Source organism: Alteriqipengyuania halimionae (assembly GCF_009827575.1).
Lineage (GTDB): Bacteria > Pseudomonadota > Alphaproteobacteria > Sphingomonadales > Sphingomonadaceae > Alteriqipengyuania_A > Alteriqipengyuania_A halimionae.
In genome coordinates this window covers 2,716,387-2,739,964 of sequence record NZ_WTYR01000001.1, presented here as the reverse complement: position 1 = coordinate 2,739,964, position 23,578 = coordinate 2,716,387, and the positions used below count along the sequence as shown (strand labels likewise).

General features: G+C 64.5%; 21 protein-coding genes. 11 read left to right on the top strand and 10 right to left on the bottom strand.

All coding sequences use genetic code 11. The annotated features are described in order from the left end of the window. Nucleotides 1-31 precede the first annotated feature (31 nt). Together lgt and GRI68_RS13290 are read left to right on the top strand one after the other, a co-directional pair. Complete coding sequence (gene lgt / locus GRI68_RS13295) at nucleotides 32-922, top strand: prolipoprotein diacylglyceryl transferase (RefSeq protein WP_160617725.1); 891 nt, start codon at nucleotides 32-34, stop codon at nucleotides 920-922. Then, nucleotides 919-1,947 (top strand): class I SAM-dependent methyltransferase, encoded by a 1,029-nt coding sequence (locus GRI68_RS13290; RefSeq protein ID WP_325063812.1) that lies wholly within the window; start codon nucleotides 919-921, stop codon nucleotides 1,945-1,947. The genes lgt and GRI68_RS13290 overlap by 4 nt, the downstream gene beginning before the upstream one ends. On the opposite strand, the gene GRI68_RS13285 is transcribed toward GRI68_RS13290, so the two are convergent. From GRI68_RS13285 to GRI68_RS13275, 3 genes are all read right to left on the bottom strand, one after another. After that, nucleotides 1,944-3,476 (bottom strand): glycine betaine ABC transporter substrate-binding protein, encoded by a 1,533-nt coding sequence (locus GRI68_RS13285; protein ID WP_160617723.1) that lies wholly within the window; start codon nucleotides 3,474-3,476, stop codon nucleotides 1,944-1,946. The two genes, GRI68_RS13290 and GRI68_RS13285, sit on opposite strands and share 4 nt — an antisense overlap. Beyond that, nucleotides 3,473-4,195, bottom strand: a complete 723-nt coding sequence (locus tag GRI68_RS13280) for an ATP-binding cassette domain-containing protein (RefSeq protein ID WP_160618000.1) — start codon at nucleotides 4,193-4,195, stop codon at nucleotides 3,473-3,475. The genes GRI68_RS13285 and GRI68_RS13280 overlap by 4 nt, the downstream gene beginning before the upstream one ends. A 67-nt stretch (nucleotides 4,196-4,262) precedes the next feature. Continuing rightward, entirely contained in the window at nucleotides 4,263-5,750 is a 1,488-nt protein-coding gene (locus GRI68_RS13275; protein ID WP_160617722.1) for a sensor histidine kinase, read from the bottom strand. A 120-nt stretch (nucleotides 5,751-5,870) separates the two neighbouring features. Between GRI68_RS13275 and GRI68_RS13270 the strand changes: the two genes are divergently transcribed. From GRI68_RS13270 to GRI68_RS13240, 7 genes are all read left to right on the top strand, one after another. Then, on the top strand, nucleotides 5,871-7,037 hold the full coding sequence (locus GRI68_RS13270; RefSeq protein ID WP_160617721.1) for an isovaleryl-CoA dehydrogenase: 1,167 nt from the start codon (nucleotides 5,871-5,873) through the stop codon (nucleotides 7,035-7,037). Beyond that, entirely contained in the window at nucleotides 7,034-7,339 is a 306-nt protein-coding gene (locus GRI68_RS13265) for a zinc ribbon domain-containing protein YjdM (RefSeq protein WP_160617720.1), read from the top strand. The genes GRI68_RS13270 and GRI68_RS13265 overlap by 4 nt, the downstream gene beginning before the upstream one ends. A 1-nt stretch (nucleotide 7,340) precedes the next feature. Beyond that, the gene (locus GRI68_RS13260) at nucleotides 7,341-8,948 is read left to right on the top strand and encodes a carboxyl transferase domain-containing protein (RefSeq protein WP_160617719.1); all 1,608 of its coding nucleotides are present in this window, start codon (nucleotides 7,341-7,343) and stop codon (nucleotides 8,946-8,948) included. After that, the gene (locus tag GRI68_RS13255) at nucleotides 8,945-9,493 is read left to right on the top strand and encodes a hypothetical protein (protein ID WP_160617718.1); all 549 of its coding nucleotides are present in this window, start codon (nucleotides 8,945-8,947) and stop codon (nucleotides 9,491-9,493) included. The genes GRI68_RS13260 and GRI68_RS13255 overlap by 4 nt, the downstream gene beginning before the upstream one ends. 112 nt (nucleotides 9,494-9,605) lie before the next feature. Further along, nucleotides 9,606-10,133: a chitin-binding domain-containing protein gene (locus tag GRI68_RS13250; protein WP_160617717.1), complete on the top strand. Its 528-nt coding sequence runs from the start codon at nucleotides 9,606-9,608 to the stop codon at nucleotides 10,131-10,133. Between the two features lie 84 nt (nucleotides 10,134-10,217). Continuing rightward, entirely contained in the window at nucleotides 10,218-10,841 is a 624-nt protein-coding gene (locus tag GRI68_RS13245; RefSeq protein WP_160617716.1) for a lysophospholipid acyltransferase family protein, read from the top strand. Further along, nucleotides 10,834-11,637, top strand: a complete 804-nt coding sequence (locus GRI68_RS13240; RefSeq protein ID WP_160617715.1) for a DUF1295 domain-containing protein — start codon at nucleotides 10,834-10,836, stop codon at nucleotides 11,635-11,637. Before GRI68_RS13245 ends, GRI68_RS13240 begins: the two co-directional genes overlap by 8 nt. Nucleotides 11,638-11,641: 4 nt before the next feature. Here GRI68_RS13240 and GRI68_RS13235 read toward each other — a convergent pair whose 3' ends face one another. The 7 genes from GRI68_RS13235 to gyrB all read right to left on the bottom strand — a co-directional run bounded on the left by GRI68_RS13235 (nucleotide 11,642) and on the right by gyrB (nucleotide 21,158). Beyond that, a complete protein-coding gene (locus tag GRI68_RS13235) occupies nucleotides 11,642-13,159 on the bottom strand; it encodes a putative bifunctional diguanylate cyclase/phosphodiesterase (RefSeq protein WP_234028812.1) in 1,518 nt (505 codons plus the stop codon). A gap of 86 nt (nucleotides 13,160-13,245) precedes the next feature. Then, nucleotides 13,246-14,109, bottom strand: coding sequence for a CheR family methyltransferase (locus tag GRI68_RS13230; RefSeq protein ID WP_234028811.1), 864 nt, complete (start codon nucleotides 14,107-14,109; stop codon nucleotides 13,246-13,248). Continuing rightward, nucleotides 14,106-15,209 (bottom strand): chemotaxis-specific protein-glutamate methyltransferase CheB, encoded by a 1,104-nt coding sequence (gene cheB, locus GRI68_RS13225; protein WP_234028810.1) that lies wholly within the window; start codon nucleotides 15,207-15,209, stop codon nucleotides 14,106-14,108. Before cheB ends, GRI68_RS13230 begins: the two co-directional genes overlap by 4 nt. Nucleotides 15,210-15,223: 14 nt before the next feature. Continuing rightward, nucleotides 15,224-15,589 carry a response regulator gene (locus GRI68_RS13220; RefSeq protein WP_160617714.1) on the bottom strand — a complete coding sequence of 122 codons (366 nt, stop codon included), beginning with the start codon at nucleotides 15,587-15,589 and terminating at the stop codon, nucleotides 15,224-15,226. 89 nt (nucleotides 15,590-15,678) lie between these two features. Beyond that, complete coding sequence (locus GRI68_RS13215) at nucleotides 15,679-16,122, bottom strand: chemotaxis protein CheW (RefSeq protein ID WP_160617713.1); 444 nt, start codon at nucleotides 16,120-16,122, stop codon at nucleotides 15,679-15,681. After that, nucleotides 16,119-18,500 (bottom strand): chemotaxis protein CheA, encoded by a 2,382-nt coding sequence (locus tag GRI68_RS13210; protein ID WP_160617996.1) that lies wholly within the window; start codon nucleotides 18,498-18,500, stop codon nucleotides 16,119-16,121. The genes GRI68_RS13215 and GRI68_RS13210 overlap by 4 nt, the downstream gene beginning before the upstream one ends. A 102-nt stretch (nucleotides 18,501-18,602) precedes the next feature. Next, nucleotides 18,603-21,158 carry a DNA topoisomerase (ATP-hydrolyzing) subunit B gene (gyrB, locus tag GRI68_RS13205; protein ID WP_160617712.1) on the bottom strand — a complete coding sequence of 852 codons (2,556 nt, stop codon included), beginning with the start codon at nucleotides 21,156-21,158 and terminating at the stop codon, nucleotides 18,603-18,605. Nucleotides 21,159-21,344: 186 nt separating this feature from the next. Between gyrB and GRI68_RS13200 the strand changes: the two genes are divergently transcribed. Together GRI68_RS13200 and GRI68_RS13195 are read left to right on the top strand one after the other, a co-directional pair. Next, nucleotides 21,345-22,727: an L-serine ammonia-lyase gene (locus GRI68_RS13200; protein WP_160617711.1), complete on the top strand. Its 1,383-nt coding sequence runs from the start codon at nucleotides 21,345-21,347 to the stop codon at nucleotides 22,725-22,727. After that, a complete protein-coding gene (locus GRI68_RS13195; RefSeq protein ID WP_234028809.1) occupies nucleotides 22,727-23,425 on the top strand; it encodes a ZIP family metal transporter in 699 nt (232 codons plus the stop codon). Before GRI68_RS13200 ends, GRI68_RS13195 begins: the two co-directional genes overlap by 1 nt. Nucleotides 23,426-23,578 lie beyond the last annotated feature (153 nt).

Here is a 23,578-nt window from a genome sequence, read left to right as displayed (position 1 = left end):
TGATTCCCGTCAGGGGGTTTAGGGAGTTCGCATGGACCTGTCACCAGTGCTCGCAGCCGTAGCGGGCGAGCCGCTCCGATGGACCGATCTGGGCCTTCAGGAAGGCATTCATATCGGCAGCTTTACCCTGCGCTATTATTCGCTCGCCTACCTGCTCGGCATCATCTTTGCCTATTGGCATACGATGAAGGCGATCAAGACGCCGGGCGCACCGATGGCCCCGCGCCATGTCGACGACCTGTTCTTCTACTGCACGCTCGGCGTGATCCTGGGCGGGCGCCTGGGCTATGCGATCTTCTACCAGCCGAGCCTGTTCACCACCTTCACCCCCGATAGCTGGGTCAGTTGGAACCTGCTGCGATTGTGGGATGGCGGCATGAGCTTCCACGGCGGCGTGCTGGGCGTGCTGGTGGCGATCACCTGGGTGACGAGGCGCGGCGGGCTGTCCTTCCTGCGGGTGTGCGATTTTATCGCCGTGCCGGTGCCGATGGGCATGCTGCTCGGTCGGCTCGCGAACTTCGTCAACGGCGAGCTGTGGGGGCGCGTCGCTTCCTCCGACGTGCCGTGGGCGATGGTGTTTCCCGGCGCCGGCCCAGAACCGCGCCACCCGAGCCAGCTCTACCAGGCGGCGGGCGAAGGTCTGATCCTGCTGATCGTGATGCTGAGCCTGTTCTGGCTCACCAAGGCGCGCTGGCGTCCGGGCCTGTTGGTCGGCGTTTTCGCCACCGGCATCGCGATCTCTCGCTTCGTGATGGAATTCTTCCGTCAGCCCGATGCGCAGCTGACTGAATTCGCCGAAAACACCGGACTTTCGATGGGCCAATGGCTGACGATTCCGCTGTTCTTCGTCGGCCTGTATTTCGTGGTCCGCGCACTGCGCAAACCGCCGCTGGGCAAAAGCGCCGTCACCACTCCGGCGTGAGCGACTATGGCGATAGCCTGCGCCGCCTGATCCGCAACACCGGGCCAATCCCGGTCGCGCAGTTCATGGCGGAGAGCAACGCGCACTATTATGCCACCCGCGATCCGCTGGGACGCGGCGGCGATTTCGTCACCGCCCCCGAAGTGAGCCAGATGTTCGGCGAAATGCTCGGCCTGTGGCTGGCCGATCGCTGGAAGAAAGCGGGCGCGCCCGACAACGCCATCTATGTCGAATTCGGGCCGGGCCGCGGGACGCTGGCCTCGGACGCGTTGCGTGCGATGGCGGCGGCCGGGCTCGACCCCGATGTCCATTTCGTCGAAGGATCGCCCGTCCTGCGCGCAGCCCAGGCCGAGGCGGTGCCGCAAGCCCGGTTCCACGACGATCTCACCACCCTGCCCGACGATCGCCCCTTGCTCGTGATCGCCAACGAGTATTTCGACGCGCTGCCGGTGCGACAGCTGGTAAAAACCGAAGCTGGCTGGCGCGAACGCATGGTCGGGCTCGAAGGCGAACGACTGGTCCCGGTGGCAAGCGACCGTCCGATGGATGCGGCATTGCCGAGCGAAAGGCGCGATGCCGAGCCCGGGACGATCATCGAAACCGCCCCCGCCCAGGTCGCGCAGATGCGGGAGCTCGGCACGCGGCTCGCGACGCAAGGCGGCGCGGCAATGGTGGTGGATTATGGCTATGCCCGCCCGCACACCGGATCGACGCTGCAAGCCCTGCGCGCGCATGAGAAGGTCGATCCGTTCGCCCATCCCGGCGAGGCGGACCTCACCGCGCATGTCGATTTCCTCGCGCTGGCCGATACCGCAATCGCCGCGCAGGCGCAGGTGCTCGGCATCGCGACACAGTCCGATCTGTTGCGCGCGCTGGGAATCGAACGCCGCGCCGAAGCGCTGATTGCCGCCGCGCCGGCCCGCACCGAAGAGATCGCCAGTGCGCTCGACCGGCTGGTATCGCCCGAACAGATGGGCACGCTGTTCAAGGCGCTGCTGCTGGCAGGAGAAGGCTGGTCGGACTAGAACCCCACCTGCTCGGCAAGAGCGCGGGCCGCTTGCGCTGGCGTCGCCTTCACCTCACCATCGACCGCGTAATTGGCTTCGCGCATCGCCGCGACAGGGATCGTGCCCAGCAGGGGCCGCAGCGCCTCGAACAGCCGCTTGTCCGTTGCCGCTCCGGGCGAGAGCATCACGATCGCGTCGTAGCTCGGAAACGCACCGCGCGGATCGCTTAGCACAACCAGATTGTCCGCCGCGATGCGCCCGTCCGATGTGTAGGCGCTGATGACATCCGCTTCGCCCGATTGCAGTGCGTTGTACATGAAGGTCGCCGAGAAATTGCGCGCCTCGCCGAAGCGCAAGCCATAGGCGTCGCGCACCGCGATCCATTCGGGGCGCTCGAAAAACTCGGGATCCCCGCCGATCGTCAGCTGCGGCGCCACGCGCGCGAGATCGGCGATACTCTCGACACCCAGAGACTCGGCTCGATCCTCGCGCAGAGCGAGGCCATAATTGTTCTCGAAGCCGAGCCGCCCGAGCACGAGCGTGCCGGTGGTTTCTGCTTCCCAATCGACCAGCGCCTCATAAACCGCTTCGCGACCGGGATTATCGTCCCGCTTCATCTGGTTGGTCCACAAGGTGCCGGTGTAATCGATCGCGATGTCGATCGCCCCGGTCGTAACCGCGCTGTGGACCACGGCAGACCCCAGTCCGTCGCGATATTCGACATTGTATCCGGCATCCTCGAGCCGTTGCCCCATCAGCCGGGCGAGGATGTATTGTTCGGAAAACTGCTTTGCCCCGATCACGATCGTGTCATCGTCTTCGGGGGCGTAGAGCGTGAAAGCCGAGGCAGCGATTCCCGCCAGCGCTACGGCAAGACCGCCCCAGACCAGCGCAGGCTTGCGATTGGCGAAGCCCCGCTCGATCGCGCCAAGCAGCGTGTCCGCAATCAGAGCAAGGCCGGCCGAAGCGATGCAGCCAGCCAGCACAAGCGTCCAGTTCTGCGTCTGGAGCCCGGCGAAAATCGGATCGCCGAGGCTGGGCTGCCCGATCGTGGTCGATAGTGTCGCAGCCCCTATCGTCCAGACCGCCGCGGTGCGGATTCCGGCCATGATATAGGGCGCGGCGAGCGGCGCCTCGACCAGTCGTAGTTTCTGAGCGGCCGTCATCCCCACGCCATCGGCCGCCTCGAGCACGCCGGGCTCCATCTGCTCGCGCGCCGTCACCGCGTTGCGCAGGATCGGCAGCAGCGCATAAAGCGAAAGCGCCAGCAGGGCCGGAAGGAAACCGAGCGTTGGCAAACCTTCGCCGAACACTGCGCGCAGGCTCAGCAGGATCGGAAAGAACAGCGCCAGCAGGGCGAGTGCGGGGATCGTCTGCACCAGGCTCGCAAAACCCAGCGCTATGCGTGAGACGGTGGTCGATCGGCTTGCCCACACCGCCAATGGCAATGCCACCGCAATCCCCAGCCCGATCGCGGCGGCGGCAAGCAAAACATGCGCCGCAAGCTTGTCACCGAGCCCCAGCATCGCGGTCCACACCGCGCTCACCGCTCGATCCTCGCGAGCTTTTCCGCTTGCGCGCACGGCACCGCGACCAGAGCCTGCGCCTCGTCCCCACCCGCGCCGGCGAGAAGCGCGCCGGGCGCTTCGTCGGCGACGATCCGTCCGTCACTCATCACCAGCACGCGATCGGCAAGCAACAGAGCCTCGGCCATGTCGTGCGTCACCATGATCGTCGTCAGGCCCAGCCGTTCGTGCAACTCGCGCACCTTCTCGCCCAGGCTGTCGCGCGTCACAGGATCGAGCGCACCAAAGGGTTCGTCCATCAGCAGCAGGTCGGGCTGAGGCGCGAGCGCGCGTGCCACGCCGACACGCTGGCGCTGCCCGCCCGACAATTCGGACGGCATCCGCGATGCCATTGCGGGATCGAGCTCGACCAGTTCTAGCATTTCCGCAATCCGTCCCGCCCGGTCGCCCTCGCCCGCAAGCTTCAACCCGATCCCCACATTCTCACCCACGCTCATATGCGGGAATAGGCCAATCGCCTGGAACACATAGCCGATCCGCCGCCGCAAGGCGGGCCCCGGCACTGTGACGACATCCTCACCTTCGAACGTGACCCGTCCGCCGATGGGACGGATCAGCGCGTTGATCGTTTTGAGGAGCGTCGACTTGCCCGACCCCGAAGCGCCCACCAGCGCAGTGAAACTGCCCTCGGCGATGTCGCGCGTTACCCCGCGCAGCGCATCGACCGCGCCATAGCGCATCGCGACATCGTCGAGTTGTAGGATCGCCCCGCTCACCCACCCTGCCTAGGGGGCTGCGGGAAGCAGGTCAAAGCGCAGCGAGCGGCAATTCGATCTGCGCGCGGAAGCCGTCCTTACCGAAGTCGCGTTCGAGCTTGCCGCCGAGCTGCCCCTGCACGGTCATGGTAATAAGGCGCGTGCCGAACCCGTCCTCGCCCGGATCGCTGGCATCGGCCCCGCCTTCCTCGATCCAGTCGACCTCCACGTTCTCGCCGTCGATCCGGCTGGCAATCCGCACCGTTCCGGTGCCTGCATTGAGAGCACCATATTTGGCCGCGTTGGTCGCCAGCTCGTGAAAGACGAGTGCCAATGGAGTGGCCGACTTAGGATCGATCGGCACGTCCTCGCCCTCGATCACGACGCTGTCGCGCCCGTTCACGGTGTAAGGCTGGGCGAGTTCGCGCAGCAGACCGTGCAGCGTGTCGCGCGAGGCGCTGGCGCCAGGGCGGACATAATCGTGCGCCCGGTTGAGCGCCGAGATAGCTTCGCCGAAGCTGGTGGCGAATTCCTTCGCTTCGGGATGATCGCGGCTCTTCAATTGGGCGAGCCCACCGATGACGGCGAAGATATTCTTGATCCGGTGCGAAAGTTCGCGCGCCAGCAAATCCCGCTGCTCGCTCGCCTCGCGCTGGTCGTGGATATCGGTGATCGTGCCGAACCAGCGCCGGACCTTCCCGTCCACGCCTTTGAGCGGCAAAGCGCGGGTAATGACCCAGCGCCACTCGCCCGTTTTCGAGAGGAAGCGATACTCGCTTTCATACGGCTCTCCGCTCTTTGTAGCGGCCGTCCATTTCTCGATCGCGGATCGCTTCTCGTCCGGGTGGAGCAGGGGCGCCCAGCCGCTCGCATGGGCCGGTGGCTCGATGCCGGTGAATTCGGTCCAGCGGCGATTGTAGTAATCGAAATTGTCGTCGCTGTCGCACGACCAGAGGATATCGGGCATGTGATCGGCGACCACGGCGGTGCGATGTTCGCGCTCGAGGATTTGACGCCGCGCCTTCAGCCTCCGCATCACGGCCTGCGCCAGAACTTCGAGCCCTTCGCGCTGGAAATCGCTCAAGGCTTCGGTGCGTACCGCGCCATCGATCACGCACAGACTGCCGAGCGCGAGCCCTTCGTCGGACACCAGCGGCGCCCCTGCGTAATAGCGAATGCCGTCTTCCGGCGTGACGAGCGGGTTGTCGCGAAACCGATCGTCCTCGCGCGCATCGACCACTTCCATGATCTCTCGCCCGTGCATCGCATGGGCGCAAAAGCTCTGCTCGCGCGGCGTCCCGTTCATGTCGGAACCTTCACGGGCGATGAAATGCTGGCGTTCGTCATCGACCAGGCTGACGAAGCTCATCTTGGTGCCGCACAGTTTCGAAGCGAAGGCAGTGATCCGCTGGAGTTCGGGATCGTCTTGAAGCGCGTCGAATTCATAGTGCGACAGCACCGTCAATCGAAGGTCCTCGCGCCCCGTATCGGGCAGGTCGTAAAGGGCGGCGGGTGCCGCGTTCGAATCGTCGTGTGCCATTGCATTAACCGACAGCCGTTTTGCGCGATATCGTCAAGCGCCAGCCCGTTTCGAGTGCCTCCACCGCTTGCGGGCGCGCCCCGCCTTTGCCATGGCGCTGGGCAAGGAGAGACCAAGCCCATGCGCGCTACACCCGATTTCGATTTCCAGCTCGGCGAGACCGCCGAGATGATCCGCGAGACCACCGCCCGCTTCGCCGACGAGCAGATCGCTCCGCTGGCCGAGAAGGTCGATCGCGAGGACTGGTTTCCGCGCGACCTGTGGCCGGCGATGGGCGAACTCGGGCTCCACGGGATTACCGTCGCCGAAGAGGACGGCGGGCTCGGCCTCGGATATCTCGAGCATGTGATCGCGGTCGAGGAAGTCAGCCGCGCAAGCGCTTCGGTGGGGCTCAGCTACGGCGCGCATTCGAACCTGTGCATCAATCAGATCGCGCGCTGGGGGAATGACGAGCAGAAGGCGAAATACCTGCCCAAGCTGATCTCCGGCGAACATGTCGGTTCGCTCGCGATGAGCGAGGCGGGCGCGGGGTCGGACGTCGTTTCGATGAAGCTGCGCGCCGAAAGCGTCCAGGGCGGATACGTGCTCAACGGCACCAAGTTCTGGATCACCAACGCCCCCTTTGCCGACACGCTGGTGGTTTACGCCAAGACCACGCGCGATGCCGCCAGCCGCGGGATCACGGCGTTCCTGGTCGAAAAGGACATGAAGGGTTTTTCGATCGGCCAGAAGATCGAGAAGATTGGCATGAAGGGCTCGCCCACCGCCGAACTCGTGTTCGACGATTGCGAAGTGCCCGAAGAAAACGTGATGGGGCCGCTGAACGGCGGCGTCGGCGTGCTGATGAGCGGGCTGGATTACGAACGCGTGGTCCTGGCCGGTTTGCAATTGGGCGTAATGCAGGCCTGCCTCGACACGGTGATCCCCTATCTGCGCGAACGCCACCAGTTCGGCAAACCGATCGGCAGCTTCCAGCTGATGCAGGCCAAGGTCGCCGACATGTACGTCGCGCTGCAATCGGCGCGCGCTTATACCTATGCCGTCGCCAAGGCCTGCGATGCGGGCAAGACGACGCGCTTCGACGCGGCGGGCGCGATTCTGCTGGCCTCGGAAAACGCTTTTCGCGTGGCCGCCGAAAGCGTCCAGGCGCTGGGCGGCGCGGGCTACACGCTCGATTGGCCGGTCGAACGCTATATGCGCGACGCCAAACTCCTCGATATCGGCGCGGGCACGAACGAAATCCGCCGGATGCTGATCGGGCGCGAACTGATCGGAGCGGCAGGATGAGCAACGACGAAGATTACGTCTACGACGAGGCCAGCGGCGAATGGATGCCCGCCTCAGAACTCGAGGCCAAAAAGGCCGAGGCGGACCGGGTGGAAGTGCGCGACGCTGTCGGCAATTTGCTCGAAGACGGCGATCAAGTGACCCTCATCAAGGATCTCGAGGTCAAAGGCGCGGGCAAGACATTGAAGCAGGGCACGCTGATCAAGTCGATCCGCCTGACCGGAGACGATCAGGAAATCGACTGCAAATATCCCGGCATCAAGGGCCTCGTCCTGCGCGCCGAATTCGTGAAGAAGCGTTGATATGACCGCACCCGTCCTCACCTCCACGCTGGACCGCGACGCGCCCGACGCCAAGGCGCGGTTCGAGCATAACACATCGCTCGCCGCAGAGCTGCGCTCTACCGTGGCCGAGGCGGCGCTCGGCGGCTCCGAAGGCAGCCGGGAACGCCATGTTGGCCGGGGGAAGCTGTTGCCGCGCGAGCGGGTCGAGCGGCTGCTTGATCCGGGCAGTCCCTTCCTTGAGATCGGCCAGCTTGCCGCCAACGGCATGTACAAGGACGCGATCAACGGTGCGGGTCTGATCGCTGGGATCGGGCGTGTCTCGGGTCGGCAGGTGATGATCGTGTGCAACGACGCCACCGTGAAGGGTGGCACCTATTACCCGATGACGGTGAAGAAGCACCTCCGCGCACAGGAAATCGCGCAGGAAAACCGGCTGCCGTGCATCTACCTCGTCGATAGCGGCGGGGCGAACCTGCCGCATCAGGCGGAGGTCTTTCCCGATCGCGACCATTTCGGACGGATCTTCTTCAACCAGGCGAACATGTCCGCGCTGGGTATTCCGCAGATCGCCTGCGTGATGGGCAGCTGCACCGCAGGCGGGGCCTATGTTCCCGCCATGAGTGACGAGACCGTGATCGTGCGCAACCAGGGCACGATCTTCCTCGCCGGACCGCCGCTGGTGAAGGCCGCGACGGGCGAGGAAATCAGCGCCGAGGATCTGGGCGGCGGCGATCTTCACGCGAAGAAATCCGGCGTGGTCGACCACCTGGCGGAGAATGACGAGCACGCGCTCACCATCGTGCGCGATATCGTCAGCCATCTGGGCGAAAACACGGCAGCGGCGACCAATATCGACATCCGCGATCCGCGCCCGCCGAAATTCGACGCCGACGATCTCTACGCGATCGTCCCCGAAGACGTGCGGGCGCCGTACGACGTCCACGAAGTGATCGCCCGCCTTGTCGACGGCAGCGAATTCCATGAATTCAAGGCGCAATACGGCAGTACGCTGGTCTGCGGTTTTGCCCATATCTGGGGCATGCCGGTGGCGATCCTCGCGAATAATGGCGTGCTGTTTTCCGAAAGCGCCCAAAAGGGCGCGCATTTTATCGAACTCGCCTGTCAGCGCCGCATTCCGCTGCTGTTCCTGCAGAACATTTCGGGCTTCATGGTCGGCGGTAAATACGAGGCCGAAGGCATCGCCAAGCACGGCGCCAAGCTCGTCACCGCCGTTGCCACCGCGCAAGTGCCCAAGATCACCGTGGTGATCGGCGGCAGCTTCGGCGCGGGCAATTACGGCATGGCCGGACGCGCCTATTCGCCGCGCTTCCTGTTCACCTGGCCCAATGCGCGCATCTCTGTGATGGGCGGCGAACAGGCGGCATCCGTTCTCGCCACCGTCCACCGCGATGCCGATAGCTGGTCGGAGGAAGAGGCCGAGGAATTCAAGGCCCCGATCCGCCAGAAATACGAGGACGAGGGCAATCCCTATTACGCCACCGCGCGGCTGTGGGACGACGGCGTGATCGACCCGGCCCAGACCCGCGACGTGCTCGGCCTCGCCTTCGCCGCCACACTCGAAGCGCCGATCGAGGATCGCCCGCGCTTCGGCGTGTTCCGGATGTGACCGGAGTCAGGAAAACAACGCCGATAGTCGTCGGCATCGCGACGTTTCTCGTGGTCATTGCGATGGGTGTGCTTCACGAAGCAGGCCATGCCGTTGCTGCCAAAGCGCTCGGCTATGAAATTCGGGCCAACATAAACAGTGTCGGTCTGGCTTCAGGACACTATCGCACTCCGCTCGACGCGATGATTGTTAGTGCGGCAGGTCCCGTAATAACGATCGCGATCGCGCTATGGTCCATGACGTGGCGCGATCGCCGTGCATGGCTCGCACCGGTGATCGTGTTCGCGGCCCTTTGGAGCCGTGCCCTTGCTGCAATCGTCAGCGTGGCCAATCCCAACGACGAAGCGCGTGTCGGGCTCGAACTCGGCATCGGCTTCTGGACCTTGCCGATCGCGGTGAGCGTTTTGTTGGCGCTGCTGTTCGTGCGCCTGGCACGAAAGCGCAGGCTAGGCATGTCATGGTTCATGGCGTTCTGGCTCGGTGCCTCATTCGGCTTCGCGACCCTGGTATTCGGAGAAGCCCTCCTTCCGGACCTTCGTTTCTGATCCGGCCGAAACACACAGCGGTTTGTCAGCCGCCGATCTCTCGCCACTTTTTCGCCTTTTTTTGGAAACGCTCGCTCACTCGTTCGTTGGTGGGGCAAAGGAGACCGATTTCATGCGTAAATATACCATTATGCTCGCCGCCGCCCCGTTGGCCCTGCTGTCTGCCTGTGGCGATAGCGCCGACGACGAAACGGTGACCGAGACCGATGTCGTAGCCGAAACCGACGCTGCCGGCGATAGCGCCATGGTCGAAGATACATCGACCGGCCCCGCGACCAGGATCGATGATGCTGGCGAATATTCAGGTTCTTACAGCTTCGCCGATGATGCGGGCGAAACCCGCAATGTGCGTCTCTCGTCGAGCGACAACACCTACAGCTACACCGATGCCGACGGAAACGAGCAGACCGGAAGCTACACCGTCGACGACGACGGCTATCGCATCCGCCTGGCCGATTTCTACGGCGAGCCTGCCACCTTCGCCTATCGCAACGACGCGTTCTGGCTGGTCGATGGCGACCTGATCTTCGCCGAAGACACCGATGTGAACGGCGATCGCTATGCCCGCAATCGCGATGACGACGAAATGCCATCGCGCGCGCCCGAGCTCGGCAGCTCGGTCGATCGCGACCAGCAGTAAGCACAAGGAAAATCGGGCGCTTCTGCGCGACCGACTATCGCATTGCTCTCCCCGGGTGCTAAACCGCGCCCGGGGAGAGTTTTTTTGACGCGCAAACGATCATTCCTGTCGCGCGTGGTGCAGCGTGTGCTGATCGCACTTTATCGCTGGAAAGGATGGCGTCTCGAAGGCGAGAAACCGCCTTGCGACAAGTTCATCATCCTTGGCGCACCGCACACGTCGAACTGGGATTTCATATTCTTCATCGGCGCAGCGCACGAGCTTGGCATCCAGCCCAGCTTCATGGGCAAGCATACGTTGTTCGAAGGCCCTCAGCGCAATTTCATGCTCGATATGGGCGGCATTCCCGTCGTGCGGCATAAGAGCGGCGGCTACGTCCGGTCGGTGACCGAAGCGTTTGCGCAGGCGGACGAGATGGCGCTCGTCATTGCGCCCGAGGGATCGCGCACCAGCAAGGGCGAATGGCGCAGCGGGTTTTACCACATCGCGCTGGGCGCGGGCGTGCCGATCGTCCCCGCCTGGGTGAACCACGAGACCATGCGCGGTGGATTGGGCGATCCGATCATGCCGACTGGTGACTACCGCGCCGACCTCGCCCGGATCGCGGCTTTCTATCGCGAGAAAAGGCCCGATTGCGAGCGCTTCGTCGTGCTGGAGAAGACCGCCCAATCGCTCGATCAGCTTGATGGTGAACAAACCGATGCTTGACGCATTGCTCATAAATGCGGCTTTGCTCATTGTCGTGGTGCTGGTTTTGTGGCTGATCTCCGTGCGGCTTGGGGACGTCTCGTTCATCGATGCGTTCTGGGGCGCGGGCATGGCGATGCTGGCGATCTCGAGCTTCGTGCAGCTTGCCGATCCCGGTGTGCTCGCCTTCGTGCTGCTCGCCATGACCGCCGTCTGGGGCTTCCGGCTCGGCATCCACCTGTTGCGCCGCTGGTGGCGCGAAGGGGAAGACCAGCGCTATGAACGGCTGCTGCGCCAGGATCGCGAAAAGGGGCGCTTTGCCCTCGCCGCGCTGGTCAAGGTGTGGCTCGGCCAGGCGGTGCTGCTGTTCCTCGTGTCGAGTCCGGCGCAACTCGGCATTCTCGGCGCCGCTGCGCCCACACCCGTTACCGCGCGGGCGTGGGCCGGGTTCGCGCTTTACGGCGTCGGCGTCTTCTTCGAATGGCTGGGAGACTGGCAGCTGGCGCAGTTCAAGTCCGATCCGGCAAATGAAGGCGAGGTGCTCGACACCGGCCTGTGGCGGTACACGCGACATCCCAATTATTTCGGGGATGCCTGCGCGTGGTGGGGCATCTGGCTGGTGTGCGCTGCGGTCGACCCCTGGCTCGCGCTCTACACGGTAGCCGGGCCGATATTCCTCACTTTCACCCTCACCAAATGGTCGGGCGCGGCGCTGCTCGAAAGCGGGATGAAGAAGAAGCGCGGCGACAAATACGCCGGTTATATCGAGCGGACGTCCGCTTTCGTTCCCTGGCCGCCAAAGGACGACCGAACCTGAGCGATCAGGCCGCGTTCCGGCCGTTTTTCAGCCGCCCGCGGCGCTGCGCGGTAAGTTCTGCACCGAGTTCGTCCGCCGGCATCGGTTTGAAGTACAGCCAGCCCTGGATGTGGTCGCAGCCGGCGGTGCGGGCGAGATCCGCTTGCGCCTCGGTTTCGACCCCTTCGGCTGTAACAGCCATCTTCAGCGCACGAGCGACCGAAATGCTCGACAGCATCATCGCGCGGCTGCTTTCGTCTGTAGCCGAATCGACGATCAGCGAACGGTCGAGCTTGAGCTTTTCGAAGCGGAACTGGCGCAGGAAGCCGATCGACGCATAGCCCGTGCCGAAATCGTCGAGCGCGATGTTGACGCCAAAGCCGCGGATCAGGTCGAGGCTGCGCCCCGCCACCACGGGATCGATCACCAGCGAGGTTTCGGTCACTTCGAGCTCGAGGCGTTCGGGATCGAAGCCCGTCTCTTCGAGTATCACGCCGAGCTGGACCGGGAATTCGGGGTTGCGCAGTTGTGCCGCGGAGAGATTGACCGACAGCTTGATGTTGTCCCATTCGCCCGCATCCTCGCAGGCGCGGCGCAACACCCACAGCCCGATCGGATTGATGATCCCGGTGCTTTCGGCAACCGGGATGAACACGTTCGGGCCGATCTGCTGGCCATCCGGGCGATCCCAGCGCAGCAGCGCCTCGACCGCCGCGATCTCGCATGTCCTGGCATCGACCAGGGGCTGGTAGTGCAGCCGAAATTGTCCTTCGGCGAGCGCGACGCGCAATTCCGCGTCGATCCGCCGCATCGCCTCGTTGTCCTTGTCGAAATCGCGCGAGAACCAGGTGCAGCGCGCCTTGCCGCCGCGTTTGGAGGCATACATCGCGACATCCGCTTCGCGCACCAACTCGGCGCTAGACACACTTTCGCCGGGGCGGCGGCGTGCCAGACCGATGCTCGCTCCGATGCGCATTTCTTGGCCTTCGGCGCAGAGCGGGTGGCGCAACCGTTCAAGCAGGCTGCGACTGATGCCCTCGAGCAGATTGCCCGCAATCGGACCGTAAGCGAGGAGCGCGAATTCATCGCCGCCCAAGCGATAGGCGCATGCTTCGTCGCCGCAGACCTCGGCGATGGTGAGGCTGCATTCGCGCAGCATCTGATCGCCGACGAAATGCCCGTGGTGATCGTTGACGAACTTGAACCCGTCGAGATCGACCAACGCAAGTGCGCATTCCTCACCCTCGCGCAATTCGACTGCGGCGACATCGCGGTGCAGCGCGCGGCGATTGGGCAACCGGGTAAGTGCATCGACGAGGCTCAATTCCTCGATCCGGGAGAAACTGTGCAGCAGCGAGCGTGCAAGCAGGCCCAGCACGAGCAGGAAACTTGCCGTGGCGGCGATCATGGGTGTGGTCAGCAGCTCCTCGTGGCGGCCATATTGCCAGGCCACGAACATGCTCCAGGCGAACAGCGCGCAGACCAGCCATGCAAGCGGTCTCAGCACCAGCCTCTGCGGAGTCGTGGAATTCGTATCACCCATACCTGTTCGCAAGTCCGCCCGGTCCCTTAGTCTGAGGCGCCTTCGCCCGACTCCTTCACAATACTGAGAAGGAGTTACTGTCCGGTTTATCGGACAGCGGCAACGTCCGTCTGCACACCGGCACCATCGTCCTGATCGGCGCCGAACGGGCGGTACAGGCCCTGGCGCTTGCGATCCGGAATGAAGGCATCGGTCTGCCCGACCGAGGTCTCTCCCGCCCCGAGCATCAGCCAGCCATGCGGCGCCATCGCCTGGGCCAGACGGTCGAAGGCCTTGCGGCGGGTGTCGGCGCAAAAATACAGCAGCACGTTGCGACACAGCACAAGATCGAACTTGCGCGAGCTAGGAATCGGCTCGAGCAGGTTCTGCTGGCGGAAACTGATCATGTCGCGAATCTCGCGCCGGGGCTGCCAGCCCTGCGCAGTTTCCTCGAAATAGGTCAGCATCTGGCTGACTCCCAGCCCGCGCTGGATTTCGAATTGCGTGTAGCGCGCGTCGCGTGCCGATTTGATTGCCTTGCCGGACACATCGGTGGCGAGGATGTCGATGGTCCAGCCCTTCCATCGCAAGGCCTGATCGGTGATGATCATCGCGAGGGTGACCGCTTCCTGCCCGGTCGAGCACCCGGCCGACCAGATGGAGATACGCTTGCTTGCCTCGTTGCGCTTGGCAATCCGCGGGAGCACATCGTTCGCAAGCTGATCGAACATCGGTCGGTCGCGGAAAAAATAGGTCTCGTTGTTGAGCAGCGCCTCGACCGTCTCGCGCGCAAGGATATCGTCCGGCTGTTCCGAAAGGAGGCAGACGAGCTGCTGGACATTGTCGAGCCCGCGCTCGCGAAACAGTCCGGATAGCGCCGAGCCGATCCGCCAGCGCCGGGCGTCGGTCAGCTCCTGCCCGGTTCTCTCGAGCAGGAGATCGGCGATGATCTGTTCGGCGTAATCGTTCATCGCCAGGCCGACGGGTCCGCCATTTCGGCGATCCGCGCGCCGATCTTGTCGGGCGTCTCGACCGCGGCAGCGATCCCCGCTTCGGCAACCGCGCGGGGCATCCCCCACACCGCCGAACTTTCCTGGTCCTGCGCGATGATGACCCCGCCCACCTCGTGAATCTGTTTGGCACCGATCGCGCCGTCGCGGCCCATGCCCGACAGCACCACCCCGAGAGCGCGATCGCCGAAGCACTCCGCCATCGACGCAAACAGCGGGTCCACCGACGGCAGGCAGCCCGACGAGGCCTTGTCGTGCGACAATGCGGCCACGACGACATCGTCGCTGCCCCGGCGAACACCCATATGCGCTTCGCCCGGTGCGATCAGGATGCGATCGGCGCGCAGCGGCATGCCGTCCTCGGCCACCACTGCTTCGCCATCGTAAGCGAGCTCGAGCTGGCGCGCGAAAACCTGCATGAAGCTCGCCGGGAGATGCTGCGTGACGAGGATCGGCACGCCGAGTCCCTTGGGCAGCGATTTGAGCATCTGGGTGAGCGCGTGGATCCCGCCGGTCGAGGCGCCGATCCCGATGACCTGCGCCCGCCCGCGCGAGGCGGCGGGTCTGGCCGGCGGATCCGACAATTCGAAACTGGCTGGCTCGACCCGGCTCAGAGCGCTGCCGATCACACGGATCTTCTCGATCAGATTAGCCCGATAGGCATCGTCGAACTTGCCTGGGCGCGGCTTGAGCAGCGTATCGGCGGCCCCCATCGACAGTGCGGAAAGCGTCGCTTTCGCGCCCTTCTCGGTCAAAGCCGAATTGACCAGCACCCTCGCCCCGCGCGACAATTCGAGGATCTGCGGCATCGCGCGCAATCCGCCCATGCCGGGCATCTCGAGATCGAGCAGGATCAGGTCGACCCGGACCTGCTTGAGCTTTTCGATCGCTTCTTCTGCGGTACCGGCGACTTCGACGACTTCGAGGTCGTCCTCGCCTGCAACGATCTTGATCAGCACCGAACGCGCGGTCACCGAATCGTCGACGATCATCATCCGGATCGTCCGACTGGAGCTGCGGCGTCCGAAGCTGGGGCGGCGGTCCATCATGGCCTGGCTCATCGTCTCGTCTCCGCTCAGGCCATGCCGACCAGCTGCAGTTTGATCTGCAGCGTTTCATGGTCGAAGGGTTTCATCACATATTCGTCCGCGCCCGCTTCGATTGCGGCGCGGATATGGGCGACATCGTTTTCGGTGGTGCAGAACACGACCTTGGGCACATCGCCACCGTCGCAGGCGCGTAGCTTGGTGATGAACTCGATCCCGCTCATCACCGGCATGTTCCAGTCGAGCAGGATGAGGTCGGGCAAGGCCACCTCGCATACATCGAGCGCCTCGCGACCGTTTTCGGCTTCGCTGACGTCGAAACCGAGCGGTTCGAGGATGTGGCGTGACACTTTGCGAATCACGCGCGAATCATCGACGACGAGGCATTTTTTCATGCGTTTCCAGCTTTCTCAACGAATTGCTTGCGACCGTGCTAGGCCCCGATGGTAACGATCGCCTTAAGGCCCGCATGTGGCCACGCTTGTCAGGCAGCCTCTTCGAGCGGTCCGCCCACCACCTGGCCCAGATCGAGTAGCAGCACGGGGGCATCGTCGGTTTCGACCAGGCCGATCGCGCACCGTTTCCAGCCCGAGGCCAGCCTGCCCGGCACCGGAGTCGGTTCGGACCGCGCTTCCATCACGTCGAACACATCGTCGACCAGCAGCGCGTAGAGATGCCCGTCATGCTCGACCACGGCGGCGTTGCGCGAGGCGATCGATTCCAGCGCGACAGGTTCGGCCAGTTCGAGCGAACGCGCGCAATCGATCACGGTCAGCGCGCGGCTTCGCAGTGCGGTGAGGCCGGGAATGTAGTCCGGTACGCGCGGCACCGGCGTGACATTGTCGAGCGCGATTACCGAATTCACTTCGGCCGCGCGGATCCCGACCTTGCGGTTCGCGATCGTCACGATCAGCAGCAAGTCGCTCATGCTTCGCCTCCGCTGCGCGCATCGCCGAGCGCGGCGAGCAGCCCCGCCCGATCGTAGCGATAGATGGAATGCGGTGCGTTCTCGTTCGCCTCGGGCGTTTCGCGCAGCCAGATCACCCTGCCCGCGCGTGGCGCCCCCTCACCGTTTTCGACCGCAGCGAGCGCGATCGAGGCCTCTCCCTCGTCGTCCTCGCCGATCACCCGATAGCCGGCCGCCTCGACCAGCGGGCGCAGCAGCTGACGGGCCCAGGCATCGTCCAGCGGAAGTCGGCAGACTGGAGACTCACCTGTCGCGGTAGAGCGGGCATGGCGGGCGAACAGCCAATGGGCATCGACCAGTTCGGTCGGCTCGCCGCCGATGAGCGTAAGCCCTTCGATCTCGCCGGTGCTTTCCGACGTGATGATCTGGTGTTCGATCTGTGCGGTGTCGATCATTTCGCTGAAGGCATAGGTCAGCTCGGTCCGGCCATCGCCGACGCGGAACAATCCGACCCGGCCGTTCTTTGCGACGCTTTCGGGCTCGGCGCCGCCGAGACCGGCCAGGGGGAGGATATCTTCGCCCAGCACGACTTGCGCCCCGCCGCCCGACACGTCGATGGCCGATACCGGGACGCTTTCGATCCGGCAGACGATTTCCATCCGGATCGCACGCCGACGCCCGTCGACGCCTACGAACAGCAGGACTGGCTCGCGCGGTTTCTCGGCGCGCTGCTCTTCCTGCCGCGCTTCGTATTCCTCGCGATGGCGCGCCTCGGCCTCGAGATCGACGCCGCGCGCAAGCCCGGCGATATCGAGCAGCAATACCGGCGATCCGTCATCGAGCAGCGTCGTGCCGGCATACAGGCCGGTCGCCATGACGGCTGGCGCGATCGGCTTCACCACCAGTTCCTCGTGATCGAGGATCTGGTCGACCGAGATGGCGAACAGGTCTCCGCCCGGAAGACGCAAGAGGACGAGCGTACCGTCTTCGGCTGCCTTCTCGCCTTCGACACCGAGCACGTCGGCCAAGCGCAAGCAGGCCACGCGGCGACCACGGAGTTCGGCCAGCAGCGAATCGCCCACCCGCGCGAAATCGACATTGTCGCGCCGTCCGCTGACCAGCTCGACCACCGCCGACCGCGGGATGGCGAAGCGCTGGCCTCCGGTCTCGACCGTGAGCGCGGGAATGATGCTGAGCGTGAGGGGCAGGCGCAGGAAAATACGCGTGCCCTCGCCCGGGTCCGATTCGACTTCGATCGAACCTCCGACCCGTTCGATATTGGCGCGCACCACATCCATGCCCACGCCGCGTCCGGAAATACCGCTGACTTCGGTCGCGGTCGAAAGGCCCGGCTCGAAGATCAGCCGCTGGCGCTGCGTCGTGCTGTAGCGCGCGCCTTCGGAAGCCGAGACGATGCCCTTCTCGATCGCCTTCTCCAGCACGCGGGCACCGTCGATCCCCTTGCCGTCGTCCTCGATCGCGATGCTGATGCGATTGCCGGCCTGGCGGGCCGAGATCCTCAGCATCCCGCTTTCGCGCTTGCCTTTGGCGAGTCGCTCGGCGGGCGCTTCGATGCCGTGGTCGATCGCGTTGCGGATGATATGGGTCAGCGGATCGCGGATCATCTCGATCATTTCGCGATCAAGCTCGACTTCGCCGCCTTCCAGATCGACAGTCACCTGCTTTCCAAGCTCGTGCGCAAGATCGCGCACCAGCCGCGGGAAGGAGGAAAACAGCGTCTCGATCCGCTGCATCCGCATCCGCGTGATCGCGTCACGTACATCGGCCAGAATCGCCGAGAGCCGCTCGAACGGACCGTCGATGGTCGGCTGCGCTCCACTTTCGCGCAGGCGGCGCGACAAATCGTTGCGGGCGAGCACCATGTCGGAGACGCCGCTCATCACCCGGTCGAGCAGATCGACCGGAAGCCGGATCGAGCGTGCCGCCGCGGCCTGTTTGGCGGCAGGCTTGTCCTGATCGGCGACGACGGCGTCGCGCACCTCTTCGACGCAAATCACAGGCTCGGCCTCGGTCGCGCCCGGCGCGAGCGCATCGATCAGTGCGTCGTCGTCTCCCTCGATCTCCTCGCCGGCATCGATCGCGTCGATCATCGCGGAAATCCGGTCGACGATCGCGAGGACGGCGGACACCAGCTTTTCGTCGGCCTGCCGTTCGCCCGAGCGGCAATCGGCCAGCGCATCCTCGGCAGCGTGGCTGAGTTCGGCCAGTTGCGGCAGGTCGAAAAAGCCGCAATTGCCCTTCACGGTGTGTACGAAGCGGAAGATCGCGTCGAGCCGCTCGCTCTCGGTGGGATCGGCTTCCCACGCGACGAGCTCGCCCCCCAGTTTCTCCAGCATTTCACGGGTTTCGGCTACGAAATCCGCCAGCAGCTCATCCATCACGTCAAGTATACCCCACTGCGTGCACTGGCACGTCAATGGAGGCTGATGGTTAAGAAATGGCTATCCCTGCGCGCCGAGCAGTGCGCGAAGGGATGTCAATCAGACGTCCAGATTGGCCACATTGAGCGCATTGCGCTGGATGAACTCTCGGCGGGGTTCGACGACATCGCCCATCAGGCGGGTGAATATCTCGTCGGTGACGTCGGCATCCTCGACCTTCACCTGCAACAGTTCGCGATTGTCGGGGTCGAGCGTGGTCTCCCACAATTGCTCGGCATTCATCTCGCCCAGACCCTTGTAGCGCTGGACCGAGAGGCCCTTGCGCCCGGCGGCGAGCACGGTGTCGAGCAATTGCGTCGGCGTGGTGATCGCACCGTCGGCGGCGACGATCGGCGCGTCGGCATCGGTTTCCTGTGCCTCGTCGGTCTCGACCACTTCGCCGGTTTCGCCCTTCACCAGTTGCGAAGGGTGTTCGTAGGCGTCGGCCTGTTCGGCGGCGACCGAGTGGAGCTTGCGCGCTTCGGCACTGTCGAGGAACTTGGCCTCGATTTCGTGCGCGTCGGTGACCCCGCGCCACAGCCGTTCGAACATCACCGCGCCATCGCTGCGGATATGGGTCGACCAGCGGGCATCGGTATCGCCCGCCTGGAGGCGTGCGGCGGCATCGGACAGACGCTGCTGGCGCTGTTCGGGCGACGCCGCCGGATCGAGCGCACCGGTGAGCGCCATCTGTTCGATGAGCCCCTCGTCGTATTTGCGCGGCACGAAGGCGAGCAGATTGCGCATCCGCAGCGCATGGTCGATCAGCGACCGCAGATCCTCGCCGCTGCGGGGACCGGCGCGGGTTTCGAGGATCCGGCCCGACAGACCGCCATCGACGAGATAGCGATCGAGCGCCGCCTGGTCCTTCAGATAGACCTCGCTCTTGCCCTTCTGGACCTTGTAGAGCGGCGGCTGCGCGATGAAGAGGTGCCCGGCCTTGATGATTTCCGGCATCTGGCGGTGGAAGAAGGTGAGCAGCAGCGTGCGGATATGCGCGCCATCGACGTCGGCGTCGGTCATGATCACGATCTTGTGATAGCGCAGCTTGTCGAGCGTGAATTCGTCGCGCAGGCCGGTGCCCATCGCCTGGATCAGCGTGCCGACTTCCTTCGACGAGATGATCCGGTCGAACCGCGCGCGCTCGACATTGAGGATCTTGCCCTTCAGCGGCAGGATCGCCTGGATCTTGCGATCGCGGCCCTGCTTGGCCGATCCGCCGGCCGAGTCACCCTCGACCAGGAAGAGTTCGCAATTCGCCGGGTTGCGATCCTGGCAATCGGCCAGCTTGCCCGGCAGCGAAGCGACGCTCATCGCGCCCTTGCGGCTCATCTCGCGGGCACGGCGCGCGGCTTCGCGGGCGGCGGCGGCATCGATGATCTTCTGGACGATCGCCTTGGCGTCGTTCGGGTTTTCCTCGAGCCACTCGTTCATCTTCTCGCCCATCAGCGATTCGAGCGGCTGGCGGACTTCGGAGCTGACCAGCTTGTCCTTGGTCTGCGAGCCGAATTTGGGATCGGGCAGCTTGACCGAGACGATCGCCGTTAGCCCTTCGCGCATGTCCTCGCCCGAAAGCGAGACCTTGCCCTTTTTCAGAAGGCCCGAGGCATCGGCATAATTGTTGAGCGTGCGGGTGAGCGCCGAACGGAACGCCGCAAGGTGCGTGCCGCCGTCGCGCTGCGGGATGTTGTTGGTGAAGCAGAGGACGTTTTCGTAATACGAATCGTTCCATTCGAGCGCGACGTCGATCCCGATCCCGTCCTTCTCGGCCGAGACCGAGATCGGTTCGCCGACCAGCGCCTGCTTGTTGCGGTCGAGGTATTTGACGAAGGCGCCAATCCCGCCCTCGTAGAAGAGGTCGTGCTCTTCCGGCTCCTCGTGGCGGTTGTCGCGCAGCAGGATGCGGACGCCCGAATTGAGGAAAGCGAGCTCGCGGTAGCGGTGCTCGAGCTTTTCGAAATCGAACTCGGTAACGTTCTTGAACGTGTCGTGGCTCGGCATGAAGGTGACGCGGGTGCCCTTTTTCAGGCCGTTGTCGTCGCCATTCGAGGCCACTGGCGGCGCATCGCCGCGCACTTCGAGCGAGTGGACCGCATCGCCATGCTCGAACCGCATCCAGTGTTCCTTGCCATCGCGCCAGATCACCAGCTCGAGCCATTCGGACAGCGCGTTGACCACCGAGACGCCCACGCCGTGGAGACCGCCCGACACCTTGTAGGCGTTGTCGTCCGAGGTGTTCTCGAACTTACCGCCGGCGTGCAGCTGGGTCATGATGACCTCGGCTGCCGAGACGCCTTCTTCCTTGTGCATGTCGACCGGGATGCCGCGGCCGTTATCTTCGACCGAGACCGAGCCATCGGCGTTGAGTTCGATCAGCACCAGGTCGCAATGCCCTGCAAGCGCTTCGTCGATCGCATTGTCCGACACTTCGAACACCATGTGGTGCAGGCCCGAACCGTCGTCCGTATCGCCGATATACATGCCGGGCCGCTTGCGCACCGCATCGAGGCCCTTGAGAACCTTGATCGAATCGGCGCCATATTCGCCGTTCTGCCGCTTGCGTTCAGGGGTGATTGCGCCCTCTTCGGGGCCCGTTTCCGGAATGTTGTCTGCCATGCCCCCCGATATAGGCAGAAACGGCGAAATTCCCAAGTTTTCGAGCTCCGAACCCCGCGATTTATCCACCGGGTTGCCCCTGGCGCGAATCCGGCGCGGCAGCGGCTCGCGTGCCGCTACGGAAACGCAGGGCCGCAATGAAATCCCGTTTGCAATTCGGCGGCCCCGCGCGCATCGCTCGCCGCCATGCTTTCCGTCCTCGACATCTTCCGGATCGGGATCGGCCCGAGTTCGTCCCACACCGTCGGCCCGATGCGAATCACGCGGCGTTTCGTCCGCGCGCTGACCAGGGCGGGCGCGTTCGACCGCACCGCGCGGGTCCATGTCGAGCTGCAAGGCTCGCTCGCGCTGACCGGCGTCGGGCATGGAACGGTGGGCGCGACGATCTTGGGGCTGATGGGCTATCGCCCCGACACCCTCGATCCTGACGAGGGCGAAGCGGCGCTCGAGGCTCTGGAGAAAAGCCACACGCTCGATCTGGGCGGCAGCCGGTCGATCGCGTTCGACCCGAAGGCCGATATCGATCTTGCCGGCCACATCATCCCCGAACTGCATCCCAACGGCATGCGGCTGGACGCCTTCGACGAGGCGGGCGAACACCTGCTGACGAAGACCTATTATTCGACCGGCGGCGGCTTCGTTGCGAGCGAGCGGCAATTGCGCAACCCGCCGCGCAACGACCGGGTGCCGAGCGTATCGACGCCTTACGAATTCACCTCCGCCACCGATCTGCTCGCGATCTGCGGGCGTGAGGGACTGGCGATCTGCGACATTGTGCTCGCGAACGAGGATGCGAGGCGCTCGCGCGAGGAAACGCTCGACGGGCTCGACCTGATCTCCGAAGCGATGGACGGCTGCATCGATCGCGGCCTCTCCAAACGCGGCACCCTGCCCGGCGGACTGAAGGTCCAGCGGCGCGCGCCCGACATGTGGGACCGGCTCGAAGCCAATCCCCAATCGAATGAGCGCGAGCAATTGTTCGACTGGCTCAATTGCTTTGCGATGGCGGTGAACGAGGAAAACGCCGCGGGCGGGCGCGTCGTCACCGCGCCGACCAATGGCGCGGCAGGGATCATCCCGGCGGTGATGCGATTCTATTGCCGCGATACCGAAGCCAAGGCGTGCCGCGACAGCCGCCGCACCTTTTTGCTGACGGCGGGCGCGATCGGCCTGCTCTACAAGCAGCGCGCCTCCATCTCGGGCGCCGAGATGGGCTGCCAGGGCGAAGTCGGCGTGGCCTGTTCGATGGCGGCTGGCGGATTGGCGGCACTGTGGGGCGGCACACCCGAACAGGTCGCCAGCGCCGCCGAAATCGGAATGGAACACAATCTCGGCCTGACCTGCGATCCGGTCGGCGGGCTGGTGCAGGTTCCGTGCATCGAACGCAACGCGATCGGCGCGGTCAAGGCGGTCAACGCCGCCCGCCTCGCGCTTCATCGCACCGGCGCGGAAAGCTGCGTCAGCCTCGACCAGGTAATCGAAACCATGCGCCAGACCGGGCTCGACATGTCGACCAAATACAAGGAAACGAGCCAGGGCGGGCTCGCGGTCAACGTCATCGAATGCTGATGACCCTTGCCGTCGTCGTGGTCGTTTCGGGCGCGCTGATCGCCGGCGCGGCCTGGGGCATCTACGGCAAGCTCGGCAAACGCCTCGAAGGGTTCCTCGTCGCACTGGCTGGCGGCGCGCTGCTGCTGTCGGTGACGAGCGAGCTGATCGAACCCTCGATTGCCAAAAGCACGGTGTGGATGGCGATGGCCGGCGTTGCAGCAGGCGCAACCGTGTTCTCGATCGTCGACTACTGGATCGACGAGAAATGGGGACCCGAAAGCGGCGGCGGGCTGCTGGCGGCGATTACGCTCGACGGGATTCCGGAGAACCTCGCTCTCGGCGTCGCATTGATCGGGGCGATGCCGCTCGAAGTGGCGGCGCTGGCGGGCTCGATCCTGCTGTCCAACCTGCCTGAAGCGGCCGGCGGCGCGCGCCAGATGGCGCATGGCGGCAAGTCGAAACGGCGCATCCTTCTGCTCTGGACCGCGACGGCGACGTTGCTTTCGCTTGCGGCAGTCGGCGGCAATCTCCTCCTCGAAGGGGCCAGCGAACACCTGCTCGCCTTCATCCGCTGCTTTGCGGCAGGCGCGGTGATTGCCAGCCTTGCGACCGAAGTCTTTCCGCAGGCCTACAGGGACGACACGCACCTAGCCGGGATCGCCACCGCGCTGGGCGCAATCATGGCGTTCGTGCTCGGCTCGCTTGCCGGAGGCTGAAGGTTTCGGGTTTTGAAGGGAGGGTCGCGGCCGTCCGGAACCTGGGGGAAGGGGGAGAGGGGACGGTTGCCGAACGGCCGCTTGGAGTGACCCCCAAATGGTGCAGCGGCGGGATTCTCTCAAGCGCAATAATGTTACCATTTATTGCAAAAA

Coding starts and splice junctions, on each gene's coding strand:
- GRI68_RS13270 (WP_160617721.1), top strand. CDS start 5,871: ATGCGCGCTACACCCGATTTCGATTTCCAGCTCGGCGAGACCGCCGAG.
- GRI68_RS13265 (WP_160617720.1), top strand. CDS start 7,034: ATGAGCAACGACGAAGATTACGTCTACGACGAGGCCAGCGGCGAATGG.
- GRI68_RS13200 (WP_160617711.1), top strand. CDS start 21,345: ATGCTTTCCGTCCTCGACATCTTCCGGATCGGGATCGGCCCGAGTTCG.
- gyrB (WP_160617712.1), bottom strand. CDS start 21,158: ATGGCAGACAACATTCCGGAAACGGGCCCCGAAGAGGGCGCAATCACC.
- lgt (WP_160617725.1), top strand. CDS start 32: ATGGACCTGTCACCAGTGCTCGCAGCCGTAGCGGGCGAGCCGCTCCGA.
- GRI68_RS13260 (WP_160617719.1), top strand. CDS start 7,341: ATGACCGCACCCGTCCTCACCTCCACGCTGGACCGCGACGCGCCCGAC.
- GRI68_RS13210 (WP_160617996.1), bottom strand. CDS start 18,500: ATGGATGAGCTGCTGGCGGATTTCGTAGCCGAAACCCGTGAAATGCTG.
- cheB (WP_234028810.1), bottom strand. CDS start 15,209: ATGAGCCAGGCCATGATGGACCGCCGCCCCAGCTTCGGACGCCGCAGC.
- GRI68_RS13230 (WP_234028811.1), bottom strand. CDS start 14,109: ATGAACGATTACGCCGAACAGATCATCGCCGATCTCCTGCTCGAGAGA.
- GRI68_RS13215 (WP_160617713.1), bottom strand. CDS start 16,122: ATGAGCGACTTGCTGCTGATCGTGACGATCGCGAACCGCAAGGTCGGG.
- GRI68_RS13240 (WP_160617715.1), top strand. CDS start 10,834: ATGCTTGACGCATTGCTCATAAATGCGGCTTTGCTCATTGTCGTGGTG.
- GRI68_RS13275 (WP_160617722.1), bottom strand. CDS start 5,750: ATGGCACACGACGATTCGAACGCGGCACCCGCCGCCCTTTACGACCTG.
- GRI68_RS13195 (WP_234028809.1), top strand. CDS start 22,727: ATGACCCTTGCCGTCGTCGTGGTCGTTTCGGGCGCGCTGATCGCCGGC.
- GRI68_RS13235 (WP_234028812.1), bottom strand. CDS start 13,159: ATGGGTGATACGAATTCCACGACTCCGCAGAGGCTGGTGCTGAGACCG.
- GRI68_RS13250 (WP_160617717.1), top strand. CDS start 9,606: ATGCGTAAATATACCATTATGCTCGCCGCCGCCCCGTTGGCCCTGCTG.
- GRI68_RS13220 (WP_160617714.1), bottom strand. CDS start 15,589: ATGAAAAAATGCCTCGTCGTCGATGATTCGCGCGTGATTCGCAAAGTG.
- GRI68_RS13280 (WP_160618000.1), bottom strand. CDS start 4,195: ATGCGCTATGGCGCGGTCGATGCGCTGCGCGGGGTAACGCGCGACATC.